Genomic DNA, 26,526 nt, shown 5'->3' with positions numbered 1-26,526 from the left:
CTCTAAGAAGAGCATCTATATCTAATTCTAAAGTAGTGCAAATCGTAAATCAATACATGTATTATTATAATCAAATACGAATTCAGGCAAAATTAAACTACCAGTCTCCAATAGAGTTTGGAGAACAAGTAGCTTAGGTGTTTTTTCTAAGTCTCATTTAGATGGGTCAGTTCAAATTCCTCTAGCTTTTTTAATTGAAAGACTTTTAAACGTATAAGCTATACATAATATGCTCAATATATTTCATTAAGCTTAATAGCTGTTGGAACTGGTGTTATTGAAATCATATTTACAACATAATCGGAGTTATCGCCGCAATCTTAATTGCATTTACTGGAGCAAATGATATTGTCGTTGTAATGGGAGCAATTGGTACGCTTGTTTTATATAGTATGTTGTAGATGATAGAATTAAACAGTGTGAGTCTATTTAATGGTGTTATGAAAAGCCTTTCCTTTTCAAGTTCTATTTAAAAGGGCTTGAAACTACACTAGAAGTAAGAGCTTGTTCAAGGAGGGATGGCTAGTTGAGGAAATGGTTAACAGGATCGATTTTTCTATATTTTCTATATGGTTTATTTGTCTATTGGTATTTATTCTTTTTTTCTGGGACAGGTGTTCCTGCTCCATATGAGGGCTCATCTGCAGATCCATCCACTTTTATGTCGGGTAGGGAGTTGCTGTTATCACAGGAATATTCAACAATAAAAAATTTCCTTTATTTTGTGACAGTACCGTTTGAATGGTTTTTACTATTTGTCATTCTTATCACAGGGATTTCACGAAAAATGCAAGAATGGTCTAATGTGACGTCAAGGTTTTTTAGCTTACAATCAGCTGTCTACTTTTTTTGGCTATCGGTATTTGTATCTGTCCTATCTTTTCCAGTAGAGTGGCTAGGTTTTCGAATTTCGAAAACGTATAACATCACAACACAAACATTTTCTGCATGGATGAAAGATCAAATAATTGATTTTTGGGTGAATTATGCTTTAATGACAGTAATAGTCATTGTCCTGTTTTGGCTGATTAAAAGGTTTGAAAAAAGATGGTGGCTGTACGCATGGTTACTGTCGATCCCATTTTCAATGTTTTTAATGTTTGTTCAACCTGTTTTGATTGACCCTTTATATAATGATTTTTATCCTTTACAAAACAAGGAATTGGAAGAAAAAATTTTAGCAATCGCTAATGAGGCAGATATACCTGCTGAACACGTATATGAAGTGAATATGTCTGAAAAGACAAATGCACTAAATGCATATGTAACCGGAATAGGATCAAATTCTAGAATTGTTCTTTGGGATACTACGTTAAATAGACTGAGTGAAGATGAAATTTTGTTTATCATGGCCCATGAAATGGGACATTACGTGATGAATCATATTTATGTCGGGATCGCAGGCTATTTATTCTTAAGCCTATTTGGATTATTCATCATTCATCTTTTAATGAAATTCATGATTAAGCATTATGGGTCTTTGCTGAAAATTAATTCAATTAGAGAGTTAACTGCATTTCCGTTATTTTTAATCCTGCTAGGGGTGCTGACATTTGCTTCTAGTCCATTAGCAAATACTGTTGCACGCTATCAGGAAAAGTCTGCTGATATGTATGCAATAGAAATGACAAATAACCATGATGCGGCAATAAGCTCGTTCCAAGAGTTATCAAAAGCTGGGTTAAGTGAGGTAAATCCACCTGCTTTAGTAAAGATATTCCGCTATACTCATCCTACAATGTTTGAGCGAATTCTTTACTTGGAGGAGCATGGGGAAAAAGAATCGGGTAGTGAATAAACGTTTTAGTAAGATACGTGAGGAACTGCAAGTAAATATTTTTATCTCAAGTCATCACATTATTAGTATTCATGTTTTAAAAAGGACCCTGCATTGAATTCGCAGGGTCCTTTTTGCGTCTTATTTGCCCGAGGCTGTTCAAGGAGCTTGCACTTTTGTTCTGGATCAAAAAGGCTTTAGCACCATTAATATGATCAAGACGATAGCAGCTAAATGAGTAAAACCATTGTAAGGAGCCATTTGCTTACTAATCTGAAAATATGAATCTGGCAATTGCTCTCCATTAAGACTATTTAATACTTTCTCTAGTTCAGCGAGTTTCTTTGGAAGAATGATAGCAACTACAGGTTGAACCATTAAGAATATAACAATGGAAACAATATACCATACTTGGGTAAATAGACTTGGGTTCAGTGCGCCCAAAATTAGACCTGTAACTAAAAGAGTAATACTGCCAACCTTTACGATCTTTTCGATTCCCGAGTTTACTGTGAAAGCGAATTTTGCTTGGGTTACTGTTTCAGGCTTTTTCATTAAGACTGGCAATGCAAATGCTGCGCCTAGTCCACATACTGCTGAAATGATATGTATTAGTACAATAAAACCATAAATGTTCATAATGCTTTCCTCCTATAAAATTATGAGTTAATAGTAACAGAAGTTGCGAAGCTAAGGTAACCCCTTTTATTAGGAAAATCTATAATTTTTGATTTTTATAGTATGTTTGCTTATGACTCATAGGGGCTGTCTACAACCATTGTAAAAAGCTTGTCAAAACTTTTTTAGAAATTTTTCAAAGAAAATTGTTCCATTTTTTATCGATCTGTTATATATTAGTTTTAGTTATAACAAACTGTATTATAACAATAAAATGTGAGGTGTTCTTTCAAACATGGCAACACAAATGACAGGTTGTAAAATTGTTGGGGAAATGAATCAAGAATTTCAGCAAGTGTTAACACCAGAAGCGTTGCGATTTATTGAAAAGCTTGAAAGAAATTTTGGCACCCGTAGGCAAGAATTGTTGCAGAAAAGGCTGGAAAGACAGCAGGAGATCGATTCAGGTAAGTTACCTGGTTTTTTACCTGAAACAGAACACATACGTAATGGAGATTGGACAGTAGCGCCAATTCCTGAAGATCTTCAAGATCGTCGTGTTGAAATCACTGGCCCAGTTGATCGAAAAATGGTAATCAATGCACTAAACTCAGGCGCAAAAGTATTCATGGCTGATTTCGAGGATGCGACATCACCAAGCTGGTACAACATAATGAATGGTCAAGTTAACCTACGAGATGCTGTTCATAGAACGATTTCCTATCAAAATGAAAGTGGTAAAGCGTATCGGCTAAATGAAGAAATTGCTACCTTAAAGGTAAGACCAAGAGGCTGGCATCTTGAAGAAAAACATATTGAGCTAGATGGACAAAGGTTGTCTGCCAGTTTAGTAGACTTTGGATTATTCTTTTTTCACAATGCCAAGGAGCTAATTAAACGAGGAAGCGGACCTTACTTTTATTTACCTAAGATGGAAAGTCATCTTGAAGCAAGGCTTTGGAATGAGGTATTTTGCTTTGCACAAGACGAATTAAACATTCCACAAGGTACGGTTAAAGCAACTGTTCTAATTGAAACAATAATGGCGGCATTTGAAATGGATGAAATTTTATATGAACTAAAAGAGCATTCTGCAGGCTTAAACTGTGGGCGTTGGGATTATATTTTCAGTTATTTAAAGAAGCTTAGAAACTGTGAATCTGTCATTCTACCTGATCGAGCACAGGTTACGATGACTGTTGGGTTTATGAGGTCCTATTCATTGCTTGCAATCAAAACTTGTCACAAGCGAAATGCTCATGCAATGGGAGGAATGGCTGCGCAAATTCCTGTCAAAAACAATCTTGAAGCAAATGAACGAGCATATGAGAAGGTGCGTGCTGATAAAGAAAGAGAAGCAACAGATGGTCATGACGGTACATGGGTTGCACATCCCGCACTTATACAGGTGGCAATGGATGTATTTGATGAGCATATGAAAACACCGAATCAACTTTATCGCAAACGGGAAGATGTTGAAGTTACAGCTGAAGATTTATTAGAAGTACCAGACGGGACAATTACAGAGGCAGGAGTAAGAACAAATATCGATGTTGGCATCCGGTATCTTGCATCATGGCTAAGTGGCCGGGGTGCTGCACCAATCCATAACTTAATGGAGGATGCTGCAACAGCGGAAATATCAAGAGCACAGATATGGCAATGGATTCGCCATCCGCGTGGCATACTGGAGGATGGTCGCAAGCTCACATTTGGACTTTATGACCAAATGAGAGAGGAAGAGGTTAGAAATATTCGTGAAGCAATTGGTGAAGTAGCCTTTCATAAGGGGAATTTTGAAAAGGCAATTGATGTATTTGATGAGTTAGTAAAGCGTGATGAATTTATTGATTTCTTAACAATTCCTAGCTATGAAAAGCTTTAACTATTTTGGGAATAATGGGAGTGGTTTTTCTTAGGTTCGATCAATTCTAATATCCGACTTTTCACATTGATAAAGTATATTAAAAAATTGTAAACATGGGGGAATGGGAAATGAACGGTCAAAGAATTAAAGCATTACAGGAAAGCTGGGAGCTAGATAAGCGTTGGGAAGGGATTACTCGTCCATATCGTGCAGAAGAGGTAATTCGATTAAGGGGTTCGATCGATATCGAATATACGTTAGCACGAAGAGGGGCTGAAAAGCTTTGGAACAGTCTTCAAACAGAGGATTACATCCATGCACTAGGTGCGTTAACAGGAAATCAAGCTGTGCAACAAATTAAAGCTGGCTTAAAGGCCATTTACTTAAGTGGTTGGCAGGTGGCTGCAGATGCAAACCTTTCAGGCAATATGTACCCTGACCAAAGCTTATACCCTGCAAACAGTGTTCCAAATGTTGTTAAACGAATTAATCAAGCGCTTCAACGAGCAGATCAAATTCAACATCTCGAAGGTGAGGGGAATATTGATTGGTTTGCACCGATTATTGCAGATGCAGAAGCAGGCTTTGGTGGGCAGTTAAATGTATTCGAACTTATGAAATCAATGATTGAATCAGGAGCGTCGGGAGTTCATTTTGAGGATCAATTATCCTCTGAGAAAAAATGTGGCCACCTAGGTGGGAAGGTTTTATTACCAACACAAACAGCTGTAAAAAATCTTATCTCAGCACGTTTAGCAGCAGATGTAATGGGAACACCAACGATCATTATTGCGCGTACAGATGCTGATGCAGCTGATTTGATTACAAGTGATGTTGATCCTGCTGATCATGAATTTTTAACAGGTGAACGAACAGTAGAAGGATTCTTCCGTACAAAAGCAGGCATTGACCAAGCGATTAGTAGAGGACTATCCTATGCACCATATGCTGATTTAATTTGGTGTGAAACATCAGAACCAAATCTTGAGCAAGCGCAAAAATTTGCAGATGCAATTCATGAAAGATTCCCTGGAAAATTATTAGCCTATAACTGCTCACCATCATTTAACTGGAAGAAGAAACTAGACGATAAAACAATTGCTAAGTTCCAAAAGGAAATTGCTAAAATGGGCTATAAGTTCCAATTTGTTACACTTGCTGGATTTCATGCACTTAATCACAGTATGTTTGAGCTTGCACGTGGTTACCGCGACCATGGTATGGCAGCCTATTCTGAGCTGCAACAACGCGAATTTGCAAGTGAGGTTAATGGATACACGGCAACTAGACATCAACGTGAGGTTGGTACCGGGTATTTTGATGAAGTGGCGCAAACAATCTCTGGGGGAACATCCTCGACTACTGCTTTGAAAGGGTCTACTGAGGCGGAGCAATTCACCGGGGCTTAATAGTATTCAACAAATAGAAGCTTGGATAGACTGCAATCCAAGCTTCTATTTGTTTATTTTGGATATATTAACTTCGAAGTAATTATTAATATGTAGCATGAGTCCCTAAAAATTAAGGACTCATGTCATATAATAAATTAAGCTGCCTTTACAATCTACATGCCAAAAATATGACCAATTTTGTCGGTGCTAATCACCAGTTCCTGTTAGCATTGGTCCCGGTATTCACTTTATGATTGTTATTGGTTAAAGAAGGATCTCGATCCTTATAATTATTGTAGTCATTTTCACGTATGCTACTACCTTCAATTGGTGTTGTATCCATCTCTGGAGGAATGTTTTGCTCTCTTTCAATGAAGTCATCTTTCTTATCAACAAGAACTAAGATTTTACCGTCTCTAACGGATTCATCGTATTTCATTGCTTCATCTTCTGGAATGCCCATTCCTATGAGTGCTCCTGATAATCCACCTACTCCAGCACCTGCTGCAGCACCAGTCAAGGTAGCTACAATGGGTCCTGCTGCTATAATCGGTCCAATGCCAGGGATAGCTAATGCCCCTACTCCAGCTAATAATCCAGTTACCCCACCGAGTGTACCACCAGCTGCAGCGCCTGTAGCAGCCCCTTTGCCGGCTTTTGTACCGGTTTCTTCTGTGATAAAATCTACATCTTCACGATTTCTACTGATGACGGAGATGTCATCGGTGTTATATCCTTGATTTTTAAGATCCTCTACAGCTAAAATAGCTTTCTGTTCTGTATCATAAATACCTACAATCTTTTTCTTATGGTTGTCCACTTTTTAACTCCTCCTCATCTCATTCGTATTGATGTTTCTATTATCTAAGTACCCGAAGTGCAGATCTATAAACTAATATTTTAATTGTTCAATATTTATAAGTAGAAAAATTCTGCACGTTTGTTAACGAAAGGCAAGTAGCTTTAATGTTTAAGAAAAGAGTTAAATAAATGAAAAAATAAAGACCGCCAATTGGCAGTCTTTATCCTAACAAACGTAAAACCTTGTATTCTTTTGATAATGTCATAAATAATGTTTTGTTCTTTGTGTCAAGTGCATCATTAATACGTTCTTCTAGCAAATCTCTTTTCCTGTTAAACAACGCCTCGTCAAGAACCATTTGGATATACATGTCTAATACAGGATGCTCGGATGGAACGTTTTTTGTGTTACGGGACTTCATGATCTCAGTGTAAGACGACTTTTTATTTTTCATTTAAGATCACCCCTGATGCCTTTTTTATATTGTATGGAATTAACAACCGAAAATCAACCGAATAGTTAAAATTTTTAAAAAATTTAACAGGAATATTTTTAGTAAGTATGAAATACAACAAGTTGGATAAGCTATGACAAAAGGGTGTGATCTAAATGAATAAAGATAAAGACCTTGAGCTATCACCAACTGCTTTAAATCCTCTTGTTGGAATTGACAGCTACAATGAAAAATTAGAGTCTGAGACTATAACTGAACAAATGAATGAAGAGTGACTTCTTTACAGAAATGTTAAGGAAGTCACTTTTTTTGTGTGTTTTTTGTAAATTTATAGAAATTCATTTTTGTACATGCTAGATTTGATATGGGATATATTACCTAATATTAAAGTGAGAGGTGAATGATGATGATTGAAACGAAAAAGACTGTAGAAGATTACATTATCAATCGTTTTACAATGGCTATTTTACCTGATTCAAACAAGATGTGTACTAGAATCCTTGAGTATGAGGAAGAGTTTGTTGTCCAAAAGCGTCCAATGGAGGTGATTGATCAAAGCTGTCGATATTTCGGAAGTAGTTACTCTGGAAGAAAGGATGGGACAAAAAACCTAATGGGAATTACCCATAAATCACCTATTGTTATTGACCCAGCAAATTCGATCTACTTTTTCCCTACGACATCCTCAACTAGGCCGCAATGTGCATGGCTTTCACATTATTTTATAAAAGGTAGTTCAAAAACAGAACATGATAATACGATTGTAACCTTTTCAAATGATAAACAAATCAATCTAGCAATGTCTATTGGATCATTTAAAAACCAATACTATCGTACAGCACAGCTTCGAACAATGATATCATCACGAATTGAATTAGAGCAACGAAAATTAAACATGCTACTCATTCCAAAAGATGAAAAAGAGAAGAATGCCATTTATGAACAGATGATTAGGGAATTGGATCGTTTCTCTTGGTGAGATTATATGATTATTTATTCTTAACAAAAGCTATCCAGTTGGATAGCTTTTGTTCTCGTCTAGGAAATTATAAAATTCTTGTACTGTGGATAAGCTCTTGGCATCCAGCTCCAGCGCCTAGCCCCTCTTGGGTCTACAGCCACTTAAGAATTGAAGGTAAAGAACACCTTCTATTCTTAAGCGTCTTATTTGCCCGAGGCTGTTCAAGGCGCTTGCGCTTTTGTTCTTACCTAGCATTTACTTTGTTCAAAAATTGCAGTGTGCGCGGGTTTTTTGTGTTACCAAACACTTTATCGGGAGTGCCCTTTTCGACAACCACTCCATTGTCCATAAAAATGACTTGATCAGCTACATCTCTTGCAAATTGCATTTCGTGAGTGACAACGACCATCGTCATGCCTTCTTCTGATAGCTCCTTCATTACTTTAAGGACTTCTCCAACGAGCTCTGGGTCGAGAGCTGATGTAGGTTCATCGAAAAGCAGCACATTTGGATCCATTGCCATAGCTCTAGCAATACCAACACGTTGCTGCTGTCCGCCCGACAATTGGTGTGGATACATGTCAGATCGATCTTTGAGACCGACTTTCTCTAAAAGTTGCAGTGATTTTTTTCGAGCCTCGTCCTTTGATCTTTTTAATACTGTGATTTGCCCCTCCATGACATTTTCTAGAGCGGTAAAATGCGGAAAGAGATTATAATTTTGAAAGACCATGCCAGTTTGTTTTCTGAAAGAAGTAATCTGTGAAGCGGAAAGTCGCTTCTTTTCGTTAAACTCGATTTCTTTATCTCCTAATGTGATTGAGCCTTTATCAGGCAGTTCAAGGAGGTTTAAGCACCGAAGAAAAGTAGTTTTTCCAGAGCCAGATGGTCCGATAATTACGGCTGTGTTACCTTTTTCTACTGTCAGATCTATTCCTTTTAACACTTCTAAATCATTGAATTTTTTGAAAAGATTTTGGATATGAATCATAGTAAACCTCCATTATTTCGCGACTGTTCGATCATAGCGATGTTCGAGTTTTGATTGCGCATATGAGAGAACCGTACTGAACATTAAATAAATAAAGGCTACTTCTATATAAAGCCATAACGGTTCATACGTGACAGCTGCAATTTGCTGGCCTTTTTGAAAAAGCTCTGTAACAGTAATTGTTGCTGCAAGTGATGTATCCTTCACAAGACTAATAAAGGAATTCCCAAGCGGTGGTATGCTAACCCGGACAGCTTGAGGGAGGATGACTCTTCTCATAGCTTGTGACTTTGTCATTCCAATTGAGAAGGCTGCTTCCCATTGGCCTTTTTGAATTGAAAGAATAGCAGCTCGGATAATTTCAGAGCTATAAGCACCTTTATTTAAAGTAAAGCCGATGACGGCAGCGGGAAAAGGATCCAGTGTCAATCCAAGACTAGGCAATCCATAAAACAAAATAAATAATTGAACTAGCAAAGGTGTTCCCCTAAAAATCCATACATAGATTTTTGCGAGAACCACTAGAGGCTTAAATCCTGAAAGACGAGCAAGAGCGGTTAGAAATGCCAGAATAAGTCCTAAAACAAATGCAATTAATGTTAATGGAATTGTAAAATATAAACCGGCCTTTAAAATAGGAAAAAAGGAATCACTAAGGATTCCTATAATTCTTTCTGATCGTTCATCTGCAAACATTACACATCAATTCCTTTACTTAGATACGTCAGTTCCGAACCATTTTTCGGAAATTTTTAAGTACGTACCATCTTCTTTCATATCTGCAAGTGCCCCATTGACTGCCTCAACTAATTCATCACTACCTTTGCGGAAAAGGAAAGCATTGCTAGTTGCCTCTGGCTCCTCATACACTGTTTTAATAGGAAGATCTGGACGTTGTTTTTTTAAATCAAGATAAGAAAGGCTGTCATTAATTGTTCCATCAATACGCTTTGAAACAATTAGATCGATTGCTTGGTTAAAGCCATCTACAACTGTATTTGTTGCACCGTGCTCTTCTGCAATTTTTCGATAGTTGCTATCTAGAGATTGTCCAACTTTTTTTCCGTTTAAATCTTCTAAGCTTTTGATCTCATTGTTTTCTTCGTGAACAACAAGTACTGCTTTTGATACAATATATGGCTCAGACATATCATATTTTTCTAATCTATCTGGACGAATGGCTACCTGATTAGCAACAAGATCATAACGTTTAGCATCGAGACCTGCAATCATTCCGTCCCATTTTGTTTCAATAAAGGTAGGTTTTATCTCAAGTCGCTTGAATACTTCTTCAGCGATTTCAATATCAAAACCGGTTAATTTATCTGATTTGTCATGGAATGTAAATGGTGCATATGTACCTTCCGTTCCAATCGTAATTTCACCTTTTTCCTTTATTTGATCATAAAGTGAACTGCTGTTGTTTGTATCTTCATTGGTTTTCTCATCCTTTTGAGCACCACACGCGGATAAAGCGAGAACAAATAAAATCGTTAAAAATGCAATGAATGTTTTTTTCATGTAGTAAACCCCCAGTAAATTTATAGGTTTTATTAATTTTAAAATAACTTTTTTAGAATAATCAACTCTAGGTAATATGTCAATTAAGTTGATTTCAATTAATGCTAATAAATTTCTAAATAAGATAATGAAACATAATATGAGAGTGAAACGTATTAATTTTAATTAGAGCTAGGCCATTTAGCGAATGCTTTATTATTTTTTGTAGAATGTAATAGATTATGCAAGAAAAACAAATAAAGGATGAAAGGAGAGACAAGGCATGTCTTTCCGTAAGCGGCGGGGAAAATATAAAAAGAAAAGAAAGCTAAGAAAGAAGGAAGATGGATATACGTTTGTCGATTTTTCTCAGAGGCGTTATTTTACTTTCCTGAAGTAATTTTATTTCCGTTTCGCCTGCTTTGGTACGCGGTTAGGTTTATAATAAGAGTTTTTGATTGGACATAGGAAGATGGGGAGATACCTGCTGCTATGCCTAGTGAGGTGTCTTTATTTACGCCTGGGGAAAATTAGAAATAATCTGGTACTGTGGACAACACTTTGATATTCAGCTCCAGCGCTAAAGCAGAAGTGAACTTCACACTACATATACACTAAGTCAACAACGAATCGCTTACGCTTTTGTTCTATAAATAGTTGATTTCTCCTTTTAAATCCCCAATAAAATGGGAATGGATGAAGTAGGGCTATTTTTGTGGCTTAAATAAATAAATTTCTATTAGTTCACATACTTTGTTACGTATTCTTGGATTAAAATAGTTATGTTTTTCTTCATAGCCATTGTAGAGGAAGGAATAAAGCGTAAAAGCCTCATCTCGTTCAACTTCATGTACTTTTATATTTTGTCTGTGAAGCTCTTGTCTAACCACAGCCAAATCTTTTTGTGCGAGCTTTAGTGATTCTTCAACAAGTGCTAAATAAGGACGATGTAGTTTAAACGGACTTTTTTCGATAACTGTAAGGTCACGGTTAAAGATCGAAACAACCATCGGGATATAGATGGATTTTTCTATCGTTTCTCGAATGTCTTTCGGTATTCTGGTCACAGAAATGCCCCTCTCTCAAACAGAACATTTGTTCGTAATTATCATACATGATTAAAATAAACTTCGCAAGTGTACCTTGATCTTTCAAGTTTTGACATAAATGTGTAAAATAGATACCAAAGGATTTATTAGAGGAGTATAATATGAGCCCGGAGACACTACAGGATTTTTTTTCTTTAAAACAATTAATGGAGCTATTTGAAACGTATCGGTCGTTCGGTCCGTTTTTTGCAATATTATTACCAATGTTAGAGGCATTTTTTCCGTTTTTACCGCTCGTTGTATTCATTGTGGCAAACGTTAATTCGTTTGGACTTTGGATGGGATTTTTTTTATCTTGGATTGGGGCTTGTTCTGGTGCTATTATAGTATTTATTATGATGAGAAAGCTTGGTGAGTGGAGATTTTTTAGACGCTTACAAGAGAAAAAAGCGATAAAAAAATTGTTAACTTGGATTGAACGGAGAGGTTTTAGCCCGTTATTTCTCATTTTGTGTTTTCCATTTACGCCCTCTGCTGCAATTAATGTAGTAGCAGGGCTTTCACGAATAAGCCATTGGCAATTTATTTTAGCTGTTTTGTCTGGTAAGTTTGTCATGATTTTTGTGGTTAGTTTTATCGGTCAGGATTTACATGCACTTATCACACAGCCAACAAGATCCATTATTGTAGCGATTGTCATCTTTTTATTATGGTTTATCGGTAAAAGAGTCGAAAGGCGCTTAAATGTATCGATGACAGTAAAAAAAAGAGGCGACTAATTGTTGTAGGGGGTTATCATGAAAAAGCGAGGAATAGCTTTTACAACAGTTGGAATTTGTTTAATGGCTATCGTATTAAAGAACCTTATCTTTGTGGAATATAAAGTAGAGGGAGTTTCAATGCAACCGACGTATGAGGAAGGAAGGTTGCTTTCAATAAATAAGTTGGGAATTTATTTTAATTCACTAGATCGGTTTGATGTTGTTGTTTTTCATCCACCTAATAGTGAAAAAGTTTATGTGAAAAGAGTGATTGGCTTACCTGGTGATGAACTTCATTACAAGGACGATCAGCTTTATGTAAATGGAAAGGCTGTTAATGAGCCGTTTTTACCAACGAAAGAGAATCCTGAAGTAACAAAGCAAACAGGAAACTTTACGCTTGAAGAAATTACAGATAAAACAAGAATTCCTAAAGGGTATATGTTTGTAATTGGAGATAATCGACTTCAAAGTCGAGATAGTCGCCATTTTGGTTTAGTGGAAATGGATAATGTGATCGGGACAGTCGGAGATCGAAAATAGGTGCTAACTCACAATAGGGTTAACTTCTGGAATTTGGAGAAGTTTTCGCTCTATTTTTTGGGGTTAGCATTTTTTGAGTGGTCTTTTTGTCGATTTGTGTCTAATAGTTGATAAAATTGAAAAATCGAAGATAAATTTCAAAAATCGAAGATAAGTCCCCAAAATAAAGCTACTTGTTGCAATAATTTCAAAAAATTATACTATAATGAAATTATGAGCTTTTATCACTAATAGTTACTATTTTTTGAGTTTAATAAGGGGGATGGGAAATGCGTGAGGTTGTCATAACGGCTGCAGTAAGAACACCTATTGGTACATTTGGTGGCGCTTTCAAGGAGTTGTTGCCTTCTCAATTAGTAGTTCCTGTATTAGATGAGGTTGTTAAAAGAAGTAAGCTAAAAAAGCAAGAGGTAGAGGAAGTTATTCTAGGTCATTGTATTCAACGAACAGATGAACCAAATACTGCACGTACGTCAGCGCTTTTAGCGGATTTTCCTGACAAAACAACAGGTTACACCATCCAAAGACAATGTGCATCAGGGCTACAAGCGATCATATCTGCGGCAATGCAAATTCAAACTGGCCACTCCAATATCGTAATCGCGGGTGGAGTGGAAGCAATGAGTTCAAGTCCTTATTTACTTAAGCAGCACCGCTTTGGTTCTCGTCTTCAGCATGGACAGGTGACTGATAGTGTATGGGAGATTTTAGAGGATCCAATCCATCATATTATGATGGGTGAAACAGCGGAAAATGTTGCAGAGGAATTTACAATATCGAGAGAAGAGCAAGATGAACTTGCTTTAACAAGTCAAAATCGTGCGTTAGCTGCGATTAATAATGGAAGCTTTACTGAAGAAATTCTCCCGATTACAGTAAGAGCAAGAAAGGGAGAGGTAATTGTTTCTAAAGATGAAGGTCCTAGACAGGTAACAAGTGAAAAGCTTGCAGCATTACCTGCTATTTTTAAAGAGAATGGAACCGTTACAGCAGGAAATTCCTCATCTCTAAATGACGGCGCAGCAGCGCTTGTGTTAATGGCAAGAGAAGAGGCTGAAAATAGAGGACTGCCTATTTTAGCGAAGATTTCGCATTATTCAGTTGCTGGAGTCGATCCAAAAGTTATGGGGATTGGTCCTGTTCCTGCGATTCAAAAGGGATTAGAGTCGTTAAATTGGACGGTAAAAGATTTGGATGTGATTGAGATTAATGAAGCCTTTGCAGCACAGTACTTAGCGGTAGAAAAGCAATTAAATTTAGACCGTGAAAAGGTCAATGTAAATGGTAGTGGGATCAGTCTAGGGCATCCAATTGGATGTACTGGTTCCCGAATTGTTGTAAGTCTTTTACATGAAATGAAGCGTAGAGAAGCTCAAAAAGGTCTTGCATCCCTATGTGTTGGTGGAGGAATTGGGGTTGCGTTGTTTATAGAAAGGGAATAATAGCTATTTTATAAAATTGTGGCTGACATTGATTTTTGCGTCAGCCTCTTTGATGTTCTTGTATATTGATAAGGATAGTGTAATAGAGTGTGAAGAATCCACACACTCATATTCCACCATACAAAACTTGGCATGTCCTATAAATAGAATTTCGCTTAAAAGTAAAGTAAAATATAAATAGAGATGTAGAAATAAAACAGACATTGTTACCACACTATTTTAGTTGTGGTATTTCTTTTTTAAATATAAAAACGTTAGTGGGGAATAAACGTGAGTATTCAATTTATTCTAGGGCGTTCAGGGAGCGGGAAAACTGAAGCCATCTTAAACGAAATAAGAGATAAGCTATTTGAGGAACCAATCGGACGTCCAATCATTTACCTTGTTCCAGATCAAATGACGTTTGGGGCAGAGTATGAATTAATAAAAACACCAAACTTAGGTGGAATGATCCGTGCGCAAACGTTTAGTTTTAGTCGGTTAGCATGGAGAATTCTCCAGGAAACAGGTGGGATGACTCGTCATCATCTTTCAAGCACAGGCATTCAGATGATGTTACGAAAGCTAGTTGAACAATATAAGCAGGAATTTAAAGTGTTCACGAAGGCAAGTGATAAGAATGGATTTATCCAGCAACTAGAAGCGATGCTAACTGAATTTAAACGATATTGTTTATCACCACAAGAACTAGAGGAATACTTGGCTGGTGCTACAACGGAATTAGATAAAAAGTCATTAACAGACAAGCTACATGATATGGCATTACTTTATAAACAGTTAGAAATTGAACTTAGTAATCAATATGTTGACTCAGAGGATTATTTACACTTGCTTGCTGAAAAGGTACAGGAGTCAGACTATTTGCGATCAGCAGATATTTATATTGATGGCTTTCATAGCTTTACACCTCAGGAATACGAGGTTGTTGCAGCTTTAATGAAGAATGCAGCAAATGTGAAAATAGCCCTTACAGCTGATAAGCCATATGAAGAGCATTTACCTCATGAGTTACATTTATTTCAAATGACTGGAAAAACATATAATAAAATTCTAAAAGCTGCCTTAGAAGAAGGGAAAGAAGTTGACGAGCCAATCGTATTGCGAGAACAGCATCGATTTACTAGTAATCTCTCTCTCCAGCATTTAGAGAAATTTTATGATACTAGACCAACTAGTGTTTATGAAAAAAATCCTAGCTTGACAATCTTTCAAGCGGCAAATCGTCGTTCAGAGGTAGAAGGGATTGCACGGCAAATTCATACACTTGTCAGACAAGGAAGCTATCGTTATCGTGATCTAGCATTACTTATCCGAAACGCAAACGATTATCGTGATGTGGTTGAACAAGTATTTCGTGATTATGAGATACCGTTTTTTATCGATCAAAAGCGATCTATGCTTAACCATCCATTAGTCGAATTCATTCGTTCTACTTTAGAGATCATTAATGGGAATTGGCGTCATGAGGCGGTTTTCCGTGCAGTAAAAACAGAGTTGCTATTTCCATTTGAGATAAAAAAGCAAGTAATGCGTGAGGAAATGGATTTATTAGAAAACTATTGTTTATCATATGGTATCCAAGGTTCTAAGTGGACAAAGGATGAACAATGGCACTATCGTCGGTTTTATTCACTTGACGATGACTTTGTTGTGACAGATGAAGAAAAGCAGATGGAGGACAAGCTTAACCAGCTTCGTTCCATTGTTGTTAAGCCGATCCTAGCTTTACAAAAAAGATTAAAACGTAGCAAAACAGGAAGGGATCTTGCTCAAAGCTTGTATCTTTATTTAGAAGAATTACAAATTCCTGAAAAAATAGAGAGTCTTCGCACTAATGCTGAAGAAAAGGGCCTTTTATTAGAGGCGAGGGAGCATGATCAGGTATGGCAGGCAGTAATCAACTTATTAGATGAATTTGTTGAAATGCTTTCAGATGAAAATGTTTCCTTAAAGCTGTATGCTGAAATTCTTGAAACAGGGCTTGAATCTATGAAGTTTTCATTAGTTCCACCAGCAATTGATCAAGTATTAATTGCTGATCTAGAAAAATCTAGATTCTTCCATGTAAAGTGCTCATTTATCGTAGGTGTAAATGATGGTGTGATTCCGGCAAGACCGAAAGAGGAAGGGATTTTAACAGAGGATGACCGGGAAGCACTTCATTTTCAAGGCATAAACCTTGCGCCAACAGCGAGACAGCAGCTTCTTGATGAGAACTTCACAATTTATATGGCGTTGTCTAGTCCATCTGATCATCTTTATTTATCTTATCCAATGGCAGATGAAGAGGGTAAAGCATTGCTTCCTTCTGTTATTGTTAAACGGATTGAAGAGATGTTTCCAGAGGTTGAAAAACAACGACTTTTAAATGAGCCTGAACAGCTATCTTTAGAAGAGCAGCTTTCATTTATTGTGAATAAGAATGTGACCTTATCCTATGTTACGTCACAGCTACAATCATGGAAGCGTGGGTATCCAGTTCATCCAATTTGGTGGGATGCCTATAATCACTTTATAACATCGGAAAATCAACTGCTAACCAAAAGGGTATTAAGCAGTCTATCCTATCAAAACAAGCCAGAGCAGTTAGAAACATCTGTAAGCCGTGAGCTATATGGTGAGCATATTCAAGGAAGTGTTTCGCGAATGGAGCAATTTAATAGCTGTGCATTCTCGCACTTTGCCTCACACGGTTTAAAGCTGAGGGAGAGAAAATTTTTCAAGCTAGAAGCACCAGATATCGGGCAAATGTTCCACTCAGCGCTAAAGCTAATATCTGATCGATTACAGCAGTTAAACCTAGACTGGAAGGAGCTAACGAAGGATCAATGTGAGCGGTTGTCAAATGATGCAGTTGATAGTCTAGCTCCACGCTTGCAAAGAGAGATCCTGCTTAGTTCAAATCGTTTTCATTATATTAAACATAAGCTGCAAAAAATCCTTGCTCGTGCTTCAGCAATTTTAAGTGAACACGCAAAGGCTAGTGGTTTTACACCTATAGCCTTAGAGCTTGGATTTGGGAAGGGTGGCGAGCTCCCACCAATTCGGTTCACTCTTCCAAATGGCTGTACGATGGAGGTAGCTGGTAGGATTGACCGAGTGGACAAAGCAACAGGATCAAACGGTGTCCTGCTACGTATCGTTGACTATAAATCTAGCGATAAAAATGTTCAACTAACTGAAGTATATTACGGATTAGCCCTACAAATGCTTACTTATTTAGACGTCATTATTTCTAATTCAAGTATGTGGCTTGGAGTAAAAGCGACCCCGGCTGGTGTTTTATACTTCCATGTACATGATCCGATGATTCAGGCAAATACAATGTTGTCAGAGGACAAGCTTGATGATGAGATTTTTAAAAAGTTTAAAATGAAGGGATTATTGCTTGGTGACGAGGAAGCAGTCCGATTAATGGACAACAGTCTAAGTGAAGGAAGTACATCAAACATTATCGCAGCAGGATTGAAAAAAGAAGGTGGTTTCCGGGCAAATTCGAGCGTAGCTAGTGAAGATGAATTCGATTTGTTAAGAAATCATGTCCGCTCTTCATTTGAAAAAATAGGAACGAATATCACGGACGGAATCATTGAAATTAATCCGTATAAGCTAAAGGACAAAATGCCATGTACGTTCTGTGAATATAAATCGGTTTGCCAATTTGATGAATCACTACAAGAAAATAATTTCAGAGTTTTAAAAAGTGAAAAAAATGAAGATGTGTTAAAACGTATGAGAGAGGAGGTAAGGGGTGATGAGTGAGATCATTTCAAAGCCTGAAAATAGTCAATGGACAGATGATCAATGGAAGGCGATTGTTGCAAGTGGACAGGACATTTTAGTCGCTGCAGCTGCGGGTTCTGGGAAAACGGCTGTTTTAGTTGAGCGGATCATTAGAAAAATACTTTCAAAAGAAAATCCCGTAGATGTCGATTCTTTACTCGTTGTGACGTTTACAAATGCGTCTGCAGCTGAAATGAGAAGCCGTATCGGAGAAGCTTTAGAAAAAGCATTAAAGGAAAATCCATCCTCGCTCCATTTACGTAGACAGCTAACGTTATTAAACAAGGCATCGATCTCGACGTTGCATTCCTTCTGTTTGCAGGTAGTAAGGAAGTATTATTATTTAATCAATATTGATCCAAGTTTTCGAATAGCTGATCAAACTGAAGGCCAATTACTGATTGATGAAGTGCTTGATGAGATGTTCGAGGAGGAGTATAGCCGTGAGGACAATGGAGAGTTTTTTGACCTTGTTGATCGTTATACATCTGATCGAAATGATATTGAGTTACAAACATTAATTCGTGAGCTTTACTTTTTTTCAAGATCGCATCCGACACCAAGTTTGTGGCTAGATCAGCTCACATCTATGTATGATCTTGATGATGCAGAGGATATTGAGTCATTACCCTTTGTTCAATATTTGCTGCAGGATATTGAAATGCAGCTATTAGGTGCAATGGATCAGCTTGAGCAAGCAATGGAGCTAACAAAGCGTCCGGCAGGTCCAGCACCTCGTGCAGAAAACCTAGTTGATGATTTAAAGCAAGTTTCCGAGTTGTTGAGATTAAAAAATTCATGGGATGAGCTTAGTGAGCAAATTAAGACGTTTAAATTATCTCGAGCAAAAACGGTTAAAGGTGATCAATATGATAAAGTCTTAACAGATCAAGTGACATCGTTACGAAATGCTGCGAAGAAACAAATCGAGCAGCTACGCGATGAAATGTTTTCACGAACACTTAAAAATTACTTGCAAGACTTTGATCAATTAAAGCCGGTTGTCACAAAGCTTGTTTCTCTTGTGAAACAATTCGCAGACCTTTATGAAGGCATGAAAAAAGAAAAAGGGATTGTAGATTTTGCAGATTTAGAGCATTATTGCCTACAAATTTTACAAACCGAAGAAAATGGGCCAAGTGAAGCTGCATTATTCTATAAACAACAGTTTGTTGAAGTATTAGTCGACGAGTATCAGGATACAAATCTTGTTCAAGAATCGATTTTAAAACTAGTAACAAAGGATGAAGAAGCAACAGGGAATTTATTTATGGTTGGCGATGTAAAACAATCAATCTATCGCTTCCGCCTAGCTGAGCCGTTTTTATTTTTAAGCAAGTACAAGCGATTTACACAAACAGCAGAACAAACAGGGATGCGTATTGATTTATCGAAAAACTTTCGAAGCAGAACAGAAGTACTTGATGGAACAAACTATTTATTTAAACAAATCATGGGTGAGAAGGTTGGAGAGATTGTTTACGATCATGATGCCGAGTTAAAACTAGGCGCAACATATCCTGAAAGTGAGCTTATGAAAACAGAGCTGTTATTAATTGAACGAGGTAATGGTGAAGAGGCTGAACAAGATGAAGAAACAGGAATTTTTGACGAACAAGAACTAGAAACTGTTCAGCTCGAAGCAAGACTTATGGCGAAAAAAATAAAGTCACTTATCGATCAGCAGTTCCAAATTTATGATCGTAGTATCGATGGTACTCGTGCTGTCACATATCGCGACATTGTGATTCTCCTTCGCTCGATGCCATGGGCACCGCAAATCATGGAAGAGTTTAAACAGGCGGGAATTCCTGTTTATGCGAATCTTTCAAACGGTTATTTTGAAGCGACAGAGGTAGCGATTATGCTATCGGCTTTAAAAGTAATTGATAATCCATTCCAGGACATTCCATTAGCATCAGTGTTGCGATCTCCAGTTGTTGGTTTAGATGCAAACGAGCTAGCACACATACGTACTTTTGATAAAAAAGGAACGTATTTTGATGCGGTAAAAGCATTATTAGCAAAAGGTTCAATAGAGAACCAAAACCTTTTCATTAAACTAAGCTCGTTTGTAGAGCTTTTACAAGGCTGGCGTGAGCAAGCGAGACAAGGATCTGTATCAGACTTAATATGGCAGCTATATCGTGATACAAAGTTTTTTGATTTTGTTGGTGGAATGCCTGGTGGTAAACAGCGTCAAGCAAATTTACGTGCGCTATATGATCGTGCACGTCAATATGAAGCAACATCCTTTAGAGGCTTATTCAGATTTTTACGCTTCATTGAACGAATGCAAGAGCGCGGTGATGACCTTGGTGCAGCTCGTGCCCTTGGTGAGCAGGAGGATGTTGTCAGGTTAATGACCATTCATAGCAGTAAAGGTCTAGAGTTCCCTATCGTCTTTATTGCAGGGCTCTCCAAGCAGTTTAATATGATGGATCTTAATAAAAAATACTTGCTTGATAAGGAACTAGGATTTGGCACAAAATTGATCAATCCTAAATTGCGTGTAAGCTATCCAACATTGCCTTATATTGCCTTGAAAAAGAAAATGCGAATGGAACTTCTGGCAGAAGAAATGCGTGTGCTATATGTTGCTTTGACGAGGGCAAAAGAGAAGCTTTATTTACTTGGAACGTTGAAGGATCCTGATAAATCGATTGCTAATTGGCGAAATCACCTCTCTCATTCAGATTGGTTATTGCCAGACTTTGAACGTGCGAAAGCGAAAACCTACTTAGACTGGATCGGACCTGCATTAATTCGTCATCAGGATTGTGTAATCCTTAGTGATGGGCAAATGTCTTTAAGTGAGGGAATCACAAAGCATCCTTCAAAATGGACAATTGAAGCCGTGAAAAGTGAGGAGCTTCAAGAAACCTTTAAGGCTGAGCAGGAGTTCAATCATGATATTCTAGCGGCAATAAGTGAAGGTGAAACAGTAGCAATTGAAAGTGAACAAAAACAACAGGTGAATGATCAATTAGCATGGGTCTATCCTTACAAATCTGCCACACGAAATCGATCAAAGCAATCAGTATCCGAATTAAAAAGACAAAGAGAAATTCAAGATGAATATAGTGATCAGCAGCTGATTAGGAAACAAGCATCGCAAGGACTTTTATATAATCGACCGAGCTTTATGCAAAGCAAGTCAATTTCAGCAGCGGAACGCGGAACAGCGATGCACACAGTCATGCAGCATTTGAAGCTTAGTGAGCCGATTAGGAAAGATGATGTGATAGATAAAGTTCAAGAGCTAGTTAGTAAAGAAGTTCTTTCAACTGAATTAGCTGAGGTTATAAATATTGCTCAAATTGTTGAGTTTTTCTCATCCCCTATTGGAGCAAGACTCCTTCGTGCTAAAAAAGTCTATCGGGAAGTACCATTTAGTTACGCGCTCGAAGCAGAGCAGCTGTATGATGATATGGAAAAAGAGCCTGTCTTAGTACAAGGTGTGATTGATTGCTTATTTGAGGATGAGGAAGGTATTGTACTTATGGATTATAAGACAGATACAATCGAAGGTCGCTTTCCTAACGGTATTGCTGAGGCAGAACATGTGTTAAGAGAACGGTACCGTGTTCAAATTGATTTATATACAAAAGCAATTGAAGACATTATCCACCGACCTCTTACTGAAAAGTATTTATTTTTCTTTGATGGCGGATATGTAATCGAGATGTAAAAAAGGTTATTAGGAAGATTAGATAAAATAGAAGGCAATAAAAGCCTTCTATTTTGAAGTGTCCTATTCCTGTAATGTAAGAAAGTATAAAAGTTTTTACTTAGTTTTGCTGTCTAGCTCCAGCGCCTAGCAACTAGTGAACTTCACACCCCTCCTTACGATAAGTCAACATCGAATCGCTATCGCTCTTCGTGTTTCCTTTATCTCATACGGAGTGCTCCAGTTCAACGTCGCTGAACAAGGCGCTTGCGCTTTTCTTGAGGTTGATCAAGTCGCTTGCACATTTCAATTTGAAAGGATGTAGAACGAATGCGAATATTGCACACAGCAGATTGGCACCTAGGTCGGTCATTAGAAGGTCGCAGTCGCTTAGCAGAGCAAGCACAATTTATCGATGAGCTTGTTAAGATTGTCGAAGAGGAAAAAGTGGATGCGATTTTAATGGCTGGTGATGCGTTCGATACAGTTAATCCACCAGCCGCAGCGGAGCAGTTGTTTTACGATGGACTATCACGATTATCTGATTACGGAAAACGCCCGATCATTGTAATTGCTGGAAATCACGATAATCCTGATCGCCTATCAGCTGCATCTCCTTTAGCAGGTAATCATTCAATCCATTTAATCGGTTATCCTAGTCACGAGGTTTTAAAAATTGATGTGCCACTTGTGCAGCAACAAATGATGGTTGCTGCATTAGCGTATCCATCTGAAGCGAGACTTGAGCAAGTGCTTTCAGAAGCACATGATGAGGTGCTGTTAAGAAATAAATATGATGAAAGAATTAGAGAGCTTTTTTCGATTATGAGCAAGCAATTCCAACCAGATACGGTAAATATGGCAATGAGTCACATTCATGTTGCAGGAGGGAGCTCATCTGATTCTGAACGTCCGATCGAGGTTGGTGGAGCGTATACAGTTGCAGCGACAAGTATGCCTGAAGCCGCACAATATGTTGCGTTAGGACATTTGCATCGTCCTCAAAACATAAAACGTGCAAGTACATTAACGAGATATTCAGGTTCACCGCTTGCCTATAGCTTTTCAGAAATTGGCTATGCGAAGTCAGTAACAATTTTAGATGCTGAACCAAATCAGCCTGTTGTCATGAAGGAAATACCTCTATCCTCTGGAAAATCGCTTGTGAAATGGAAAGCGACTGAAGGTATAAGTCAGGTTCATAGCTGGTTAGAGGAAGGTCGTGATTCTTCGGCATGGATTGATTTAGAAATCCATCTAACTACAACTCTATCGATCGAAGAGATTCATCGTTTGAGAAAATGGCATCCAGGCTTTATTCATATTCGCCCTGTTTTTCAGCAAGAGTTAGAGGTTGCTACGACAAGACAAGCTAATTTGCCAATTGATCGATTATTTTCACAGTTTTATGAAAAGCAAACAGGTGGAGCAAAGCCAGAGCAGGAGTTAGTCAAGCTATTCTTAGAGTTAGTCCAACAGGATGACGATCTTGAGGAAGGTGATGAAGAATGAGACCGATACAGCTAACTGTTTCTGGGTTGCATAGTTTCAGAGAAAAACAGATTATTAACTTTGATTCGTTATGTGATGGAGGAATCTTCGGGATTTTTGGTCCGACAGGAAGTGGAAAATCTTCTATTTTAGATGCGATGACATTAGCATTATATGGAAAAGTGGAACGAGCTATGAATAATACGCATGGGATATTAAACCATGCAGAAGATCAGCTTACTGTATCCTTCACCTTCGAACTTGAGAACGCCTCTGCTAAGAAACAATATACAGTGGAACGTGTATTTAAACGAACAGATGAAATAAGGGTGAAAACAGCCATTTGCCGTTTAATTGAAGCTGGTGAAGAGAAAATTGTCCTTGCCGATAAGGCGGTTGATGTGAATGAACAAGTATATGGATTACTTGGCCTAACAATTGATGATTTTACTCGTGCAGTTGTTCTTCCGCAAGGTAAATTTGCTGAGTTCCTGTCATTAAAGGGTGCAGAAAGAAGACAAATGCTTCAACGCTTATTTCATCTAGAGCAATATGGCGATCAGTTAATGAAAAAATTGAAAAAAAGATTAACATCAACGAAAATAAAACATAATGAGCTAGAAGCTGAGAAGACAGGCTTAGGTGATGCCTCATCTGAAGCAGTGAAAGATGCTGAAGAACGACTTAAAGAAGCCGAATTGTTATTGCAAAAGCGAAGTACAGAATTAGAGAGTGTCACGAAAGACTTTGAGGAAAAGCAAGGTATTTGGCAGCTTCAACAACAAAGGTCTGATATTGAAAAAGAAAAAATAAGAATAGAAGTAGAAGAAGATTCTATTAAGAACTTGCAAAACCAGTTGAAAGAGGCCGAAGAGGCTAAAGAATTACAACCTTATGCAGAGTCTTTACAAGCACTTAAGCAAGAGAAGCAAGAGGCGGAAATCAATCTTGCTACAGTAAAAAAACAGTTTGTTGAAATAAAGGAACAGTATGAAACCATTAGCCTTTCCTATGAAGAAATTCGTAAGAACAAAGCAGATCATGAGCCACGTTTAGTTGCTAAACGTGAAAAGCTTCTTCAATTGCAAAAAGTAGAAGAAGATGTGAAGCGTGATCAAAAGCTATTAAGTGAGTTTCAACATAAAAAGCTTGAACTTCAGGAACAACGTGCAAAAAGCAATGCTCTATTAACGAAAGCACAGCAGTTTGTTGAAAAGGCTATGGCTAAGCAGCAGGTATTAAAAGAAGAACAAAAAACTAAAACAATTACAGCGAAAGAGCGAGAACATGTTCGTGAAGCCCTAGAAGCAAAGCATAAAGTCAAGCAATCCCAGCAGATCTTATTGGAAACGAAGGAACTAGTTAACAACAAATTAACAGCTATCGATCAGGAAAAACAAAAGCTCAACCTTATTACCGAAAAGGTAACCAATAGCAAAACAAAGCTTCAAGAGCAATTTGTCAGCTTGAATCAGCTATATTTTCTCGTTTCTGAGAGAGAAAGAGAGCATGCGACATATGTTCATTCTGTAAAAGAGCAATTTGATGTTTTGTTAGCTAAGGAAGAAAAAGCGAAGAGTCAAAAGCTGGCCCAAGAGCTTGTTAAGCAGCTGAATGATGGGAAGCCATGTCCAGTATGTGGATCAATTAGCCACCCAAGTCCTGTTCATCTTGATGAAGTGAATCCTGCTGAGGTTGAAAAACAATCAGATTTGATAAGGGAACATCTTGATCGTTTACAAAGCCTAAGTCAGGAGAGCCATTCAATAAAGATCAAGCTCGAAAGTTTATCACAACAAGTAGTCTCAGATTTTCCGTTTCTTCTTGAGCTCAAGCAAATAGACGAAACGAAAATAGATAGAGTCATAACAATCGATCAAGAGCTAACTTATGAACAAGGATACAGTAGATTCCATGCTGAATTTAAAGAGATCACCCAGGATTATTTACAAATAAAAAATACTCTAGATAAGCTAATGAAACAGGTTCGAGAGCAACAGCAGGAAGAGATCAGACGGACTGATTTTATTTCATCAGCAACACAGGATGCAAATGAATGGTCCCGCAAACAACAAGAGTATCAACAAAAGTATGATCAGGAGTTATCATCCTATTCTGAACGATTCTCCTCAATGCCTTTAGATAAGATTGAACAGCTTCAAAAGGAAATTGTAGAAAAAGACGAAGCTTTTGAGCAATTAAACGAACGTATCCAAAAAAGCATTTCATTTATTGAAGAGCAAGAAGAAATGGTAAAAGAGCAGGAGAGAAAAAATCAACAACTAACAGAGCAAGAAATAGAATTACTTGCTGAGATAAAAAATCGTGGGCAGCTAATTGCTGAAAAACAAGAAAAACTAAAAGAAGTTGATCAAAATCAACAAATTAGTCAGCAAATTGAAGAAACAGAAACACAATTAAAGCAGTTAATTGAAAGAGAAAACGAGTTGTATCAATCATGGCAGCAGAAGTCTAATCAACTTCACCAGCTTCAAAGTCAGCTCGTAGCTATTGAAAAGTCATATGATCAAACAAACCTTAAGCTTGCAGAAGCAGAGCAAAAATGGATTACAGCCAGTGAAGAAACCTCCTTTAAGACAATTGAAGAAACGCTCGCTGCCGTTTTACCAGCTGATAGAAAACAGCAAATGAAGGCGAAAATAGAGTTCTATATGGATAAAATTAAGCAGCTTTACACAGACTTACATCGTATTGAAGAAAAGCTTTCGGGTAAACAGTTAACATTAGCTGAATGGGAGCAAATTCAACAAATAAAGGTTGAAGTGAAAGACCAGGTTGACGAAGCAGTTGCCAGCAAGGGGGCTGCTAACAATACACTACAAATGCTAATAGAGAAACATGAGCGTTTCATGGTAATTGAAAACGAGCAAAAAGAGCTTGATGCCATGCTACAAAAACTTGAAAAGCTCCAATCTGTATTTAAAGGAAATACCTTTGTTGAATATGTAGCCGAAGAACAGCTAGAGCAAGTAAGCCGTGATGCCTCTGAACGACTCAGGCAGCTAACACGTGGCAGATATGCAATTGAAGTAGACTCTCAAGGTGGATTTATCATGAGAGATGATGCAAACGGCGGCGTTAGAAGGCCTGTATCAACACTTTCTGGTGGGGAAACCTTCTTAACATCACTTGCATTAGCTCTATCATTATCGACGCAAATTCAACTACGTGGTGAATATCCGCTGCAATTCTTCTTCCTTGACGAAGGTTTCGGTACTTTGGATGTAGATCTTCTCGATACGGTTGTGACTGCGCTTGAAAAACTCCAGGCTCAAAACCTATCCGTTGGAGTCATTAGCCATGTCGGGGAACTTCGTGCAAGATTACCAAGAAAGCTCATTGTAGAACCTGCTGAACCATCAGGAAAAGGATCAACTGTCTATTTAGAATCTTTATAAGTAAAGG

Annotated in this window: 18 protein-coding genes; 11 read left to right on the top strand and 7 right to left on the bottom strand. The window is 37.7% G+C overall.

All coding sequences use genetic code 11. The features are described from left to right. Positions 1 to 526 precede the first annotated feature (526 nt). On the top strand, positions 527 to 1,798 hold the full coding sequence (locus tag I7822_RS08490) for a M48 family metallopeptidase (RefSeq protein ID WP_207976915.1): 1,272 nt from the start codon (positions 527 to 529) through the stop codon (positions 1,796 to 1,798). 165 nt (positions 1,799 to 1,963) lie between these two features. Here the strand turns inward: I7822_RS08490 and I7822_RS08485 are convergent, their stop codons facing one another. Then, complete coding sequence (locus I7822_RS08485; RefSeq protein ID WP_207976913.1) at positions 1,964 to 2,416, bottom strand: DUF2269 family protein; 453 nt, start codon at positions 2,414 to 2,416, stop codon at positions 1,964 to 1,966. A 274-nt stretch (positions 2,417 to 2,690) separates the two neighbouring features. On the opposite strand from I7822_RS08485, the gene aceB reads away from it, so the two are divergent. Further along, the gene (aceB, locus tag I7822_RS08480) at positions 2,691 to 4,280 is read left to right on the top strand and encodes a malate synthase A (protein ID WP_207976911.1); all 1,590 of its coding nucleotides are present in this window, start codon (positions 2,691 to 2,693) and stop codon (positions 4,278 to 4,280) included. 110 nt (positions 4,281 to 4,390) lie between these two features. Further along, on the top strand, positions 4,391 to 5,671 hold the full coding sequence (gene aceA, locus I7822_RS08475; protein WP_207976909.1) for an isocitrate lyase: 1,281 nt from the start codon (positions 4,391 to 4,393) through the stop codon (positions 5,669 to 5,671). A gap of 193 nt (positions 5,672 to 5,864) precedes the next feature. Here the strand turns inward: aceA and I7822_RS08470 are convergent, their stop codons facing one another. Both I7822_RS08470 and I7822_RS08465 read right to left on the bottom strand, forming a co-directional pair. Next, the gene (locus I7822_RS08470) at positions 5,865 to 6,473 is read right to left on the bottom strand and encodes a general stress protein (protein ID WP_207976907.1); all 609 of its coding nucleotides are present in this window, start codon (positions 6,471 to 6,473) and stop codon (positions 5,865 to 5,867) included. 202 nt (positions 6,474 to 6,675) lie between these two features. Further along, on the bottom strand, positions 6,676 to 6,909 hold the full coding sequence (locus I7822_RS08465) for an IDEAL domain-containing protein (protein ID WP_066336577.1): 234 nt from the start codon (positions 6,907 to 6,909) through the stop codon (positions 6,676 to 6,678). Between the two features lie 400 nt (positions 6,910 to 7,309). Here I7822_RS08465 and I7822_RS08460 point away from each other — a divergent pair, with 400 nt between their 5' ends. After that, the gene (locus I7822_RS08460) at positions 7,310 to 7,888 is read left to right on the top strand and encodes a competence protein ComK (RefSeq protein ID WP_207976905.1); all 579 of its coding nucleotides are present in this window, start codon (positions 7,310 to 7,312) and stop codon (positions 7,886 to 7,888) included. A gap of 226 nt (positions 7,889 to 8,114) precedes the next feature. Here I7822_RS08460 and I7822_RS08455 read toward each other — a convergent pair whose 3' ends face one another. The 4 genes from I7822_RS08455 to I7822_RS08440 form a co-directional block, all read right to left on the bottom strand. After that, a complete protein-coding gene (locus I7822_RS08455) occupies positions 8,115 to 8,861 on the bottom strand; it encodes an amino acid ABC transporter ATP-binding protein (RefSeq protein WP_207976903.1) in 747 nt (248 codons plus the stop codon). A 12-nt stretch (positions 8,862 to 8,873) separates the two neighbouring features. After that, positions 8,874 to 9,557: an amino acid ABC transporter permease gene (locus I7822_RS08450; protein ID WP_207976901.1), complete on the bottom strand. Its 684-nt coding sequence runs from the start codon at positions 9,555 to 9,557 to the stop codon at positions 8,874 to 8,876. Positions 9,558 to 9,572: 15 nt separating this feature from the next. After that, complete coding sequence (locus I7822_RS08445) at positions 9,573 to 10,382, bottom strand: amino acid ABC transporter substrate-binding protein (RefSeq protein ID WP_207976898.1); 810 nt, start codon at positions 10,380 to 10,382, stop codon at positions 9,573 to 9,575. A gap of 686 nt (positions 10,383 to 11,068) precedes the next feature. Further along, the gene (locus tag I7822_RS08440) at positions 11,069 to 11,428 is read right to left on the bottom strand and encodes a YhjD family protein (RefSeq protein ID WP_207976897.1); all 360 of its coding nucleotides are present in this window, start codon (positions 11,426 to 11,428) and stop codon (positions 11,069 to 11,071) included. Between the two features lie 143 nt (positions 11,429 to 11,571). Between I7822_RS08440 and I7822_RS08435 the strand changes: the two genes are divergently transcribed. The 7 genes from I7822_RS08435 (at position 11,572) to I7822_RS08405 (ending at position 26,519) form a co-directional block, all read left to right on the top strand. Next, positions 11,572 to 12,189: a TVP38/TMEM64 family protein gene (locus I7822_RS08435; protein WP_207976895.1), complete on the top strand. Its 618-nt coding sequence runs from the start codon at positions 11,572 to 11,574 to the stop codon at positions 12,187 to 12,189. An 18-nt stretch (positions 12,190 to 12,207) separates the two neighbouring features. Further along, positions 12,208 to 12,714 (top strand): signal peptidase I, encoded by a 507-nt coding sequence (gene lepB / locus I7822_RS08430; RefSeq protein ID WP_207976893.1) that lies wholly within the window; start codon positions 12,208 to 12,210, stop codon positions 12,712 to 12,714. Between the two features lie 269 nt (positions 12,715 to 12,983). Beyond that, positions 12,984 to 14,156 (top strand): thiolase family protein, encoded by a 1,173-nt coding sequence (locus I7822_RS08425; RefSeq protein ID WP_207976891.1) that lies wholly within the window; start codon positions 12,984 to 12,986, stop codon positions 14,154 to 14,156. 270 nt (positions 14,157 to 14,426) lie between these two features. Continuing rightward, the gene (addB, locus tag I7822_RS08420) at positions 14,427 to 17,918 is read left to right on the top strand and encodes a helicase-exonuclease AddAB subunit AddB (protein ID WP_207976889.1); all 3,492 of its coding nucleotides are present in this window, start codon (positions 14,427 to 14,429) and stop codon (positions 17,916 to 17,918) included. Next, positions 17,911 to 21,630 carry a helicase-exonuclease AddAB subunit AddA gene (addA, locus tag I7822_RS08415; RefSeq protein ID WP_207976887.1) on the top strand — a complete coding sequence of 1,240 codons (3,720 nt, stop codon included), beginning with the start codon at positions 17,911 to 17,913 and terminating at the stop codon, positions 21,628 to 21,630. Before addB ends, addA begins: the two co-directional genes overlap by 8 nt. A gap of 309 nt (positions 21,631 to 21,939) precedes the next feature. Continuing rightward, positions 21,940 to 23,121, top strand: coding sequence for an exonuclease SbcCD subunit D (locus I7822_RS08410; RefSeq protein ID WP_207976885.1), 1,182 nt, complete (start codon positions 21,940 to 21,942; stop codon positions 23,119 to 23,121). Beyond that, positions 23,118 to 26,519, top strand: coding sequence for an SbcC/MukB-like Walker B domain-containing protein (locus I7822_RS08405; protein WP_207976883.1), 3,402 nt, complete (start codon positions 23,118 to 23,120; stop codon positions 26,517 to 26,519). Before I7822_RS08410 ends, I7822_RS08405 begins: the two co-directional genes overlap by 4 nt. Positions 26,520 to 26,526: the final 7 nt, after the last annotated feature.

It is taken from the genome of Metabacillus bambusae, assembly GCF_017497975.1.
GTDB lineage: Bacteria > Bacillota > Bacilli > Bacillales > Bacillaceae > Metabacillus > Metabacillus bambusae.
This window is presented reverse-complemented; position numbering and strand designations above follow the sequence as displayed.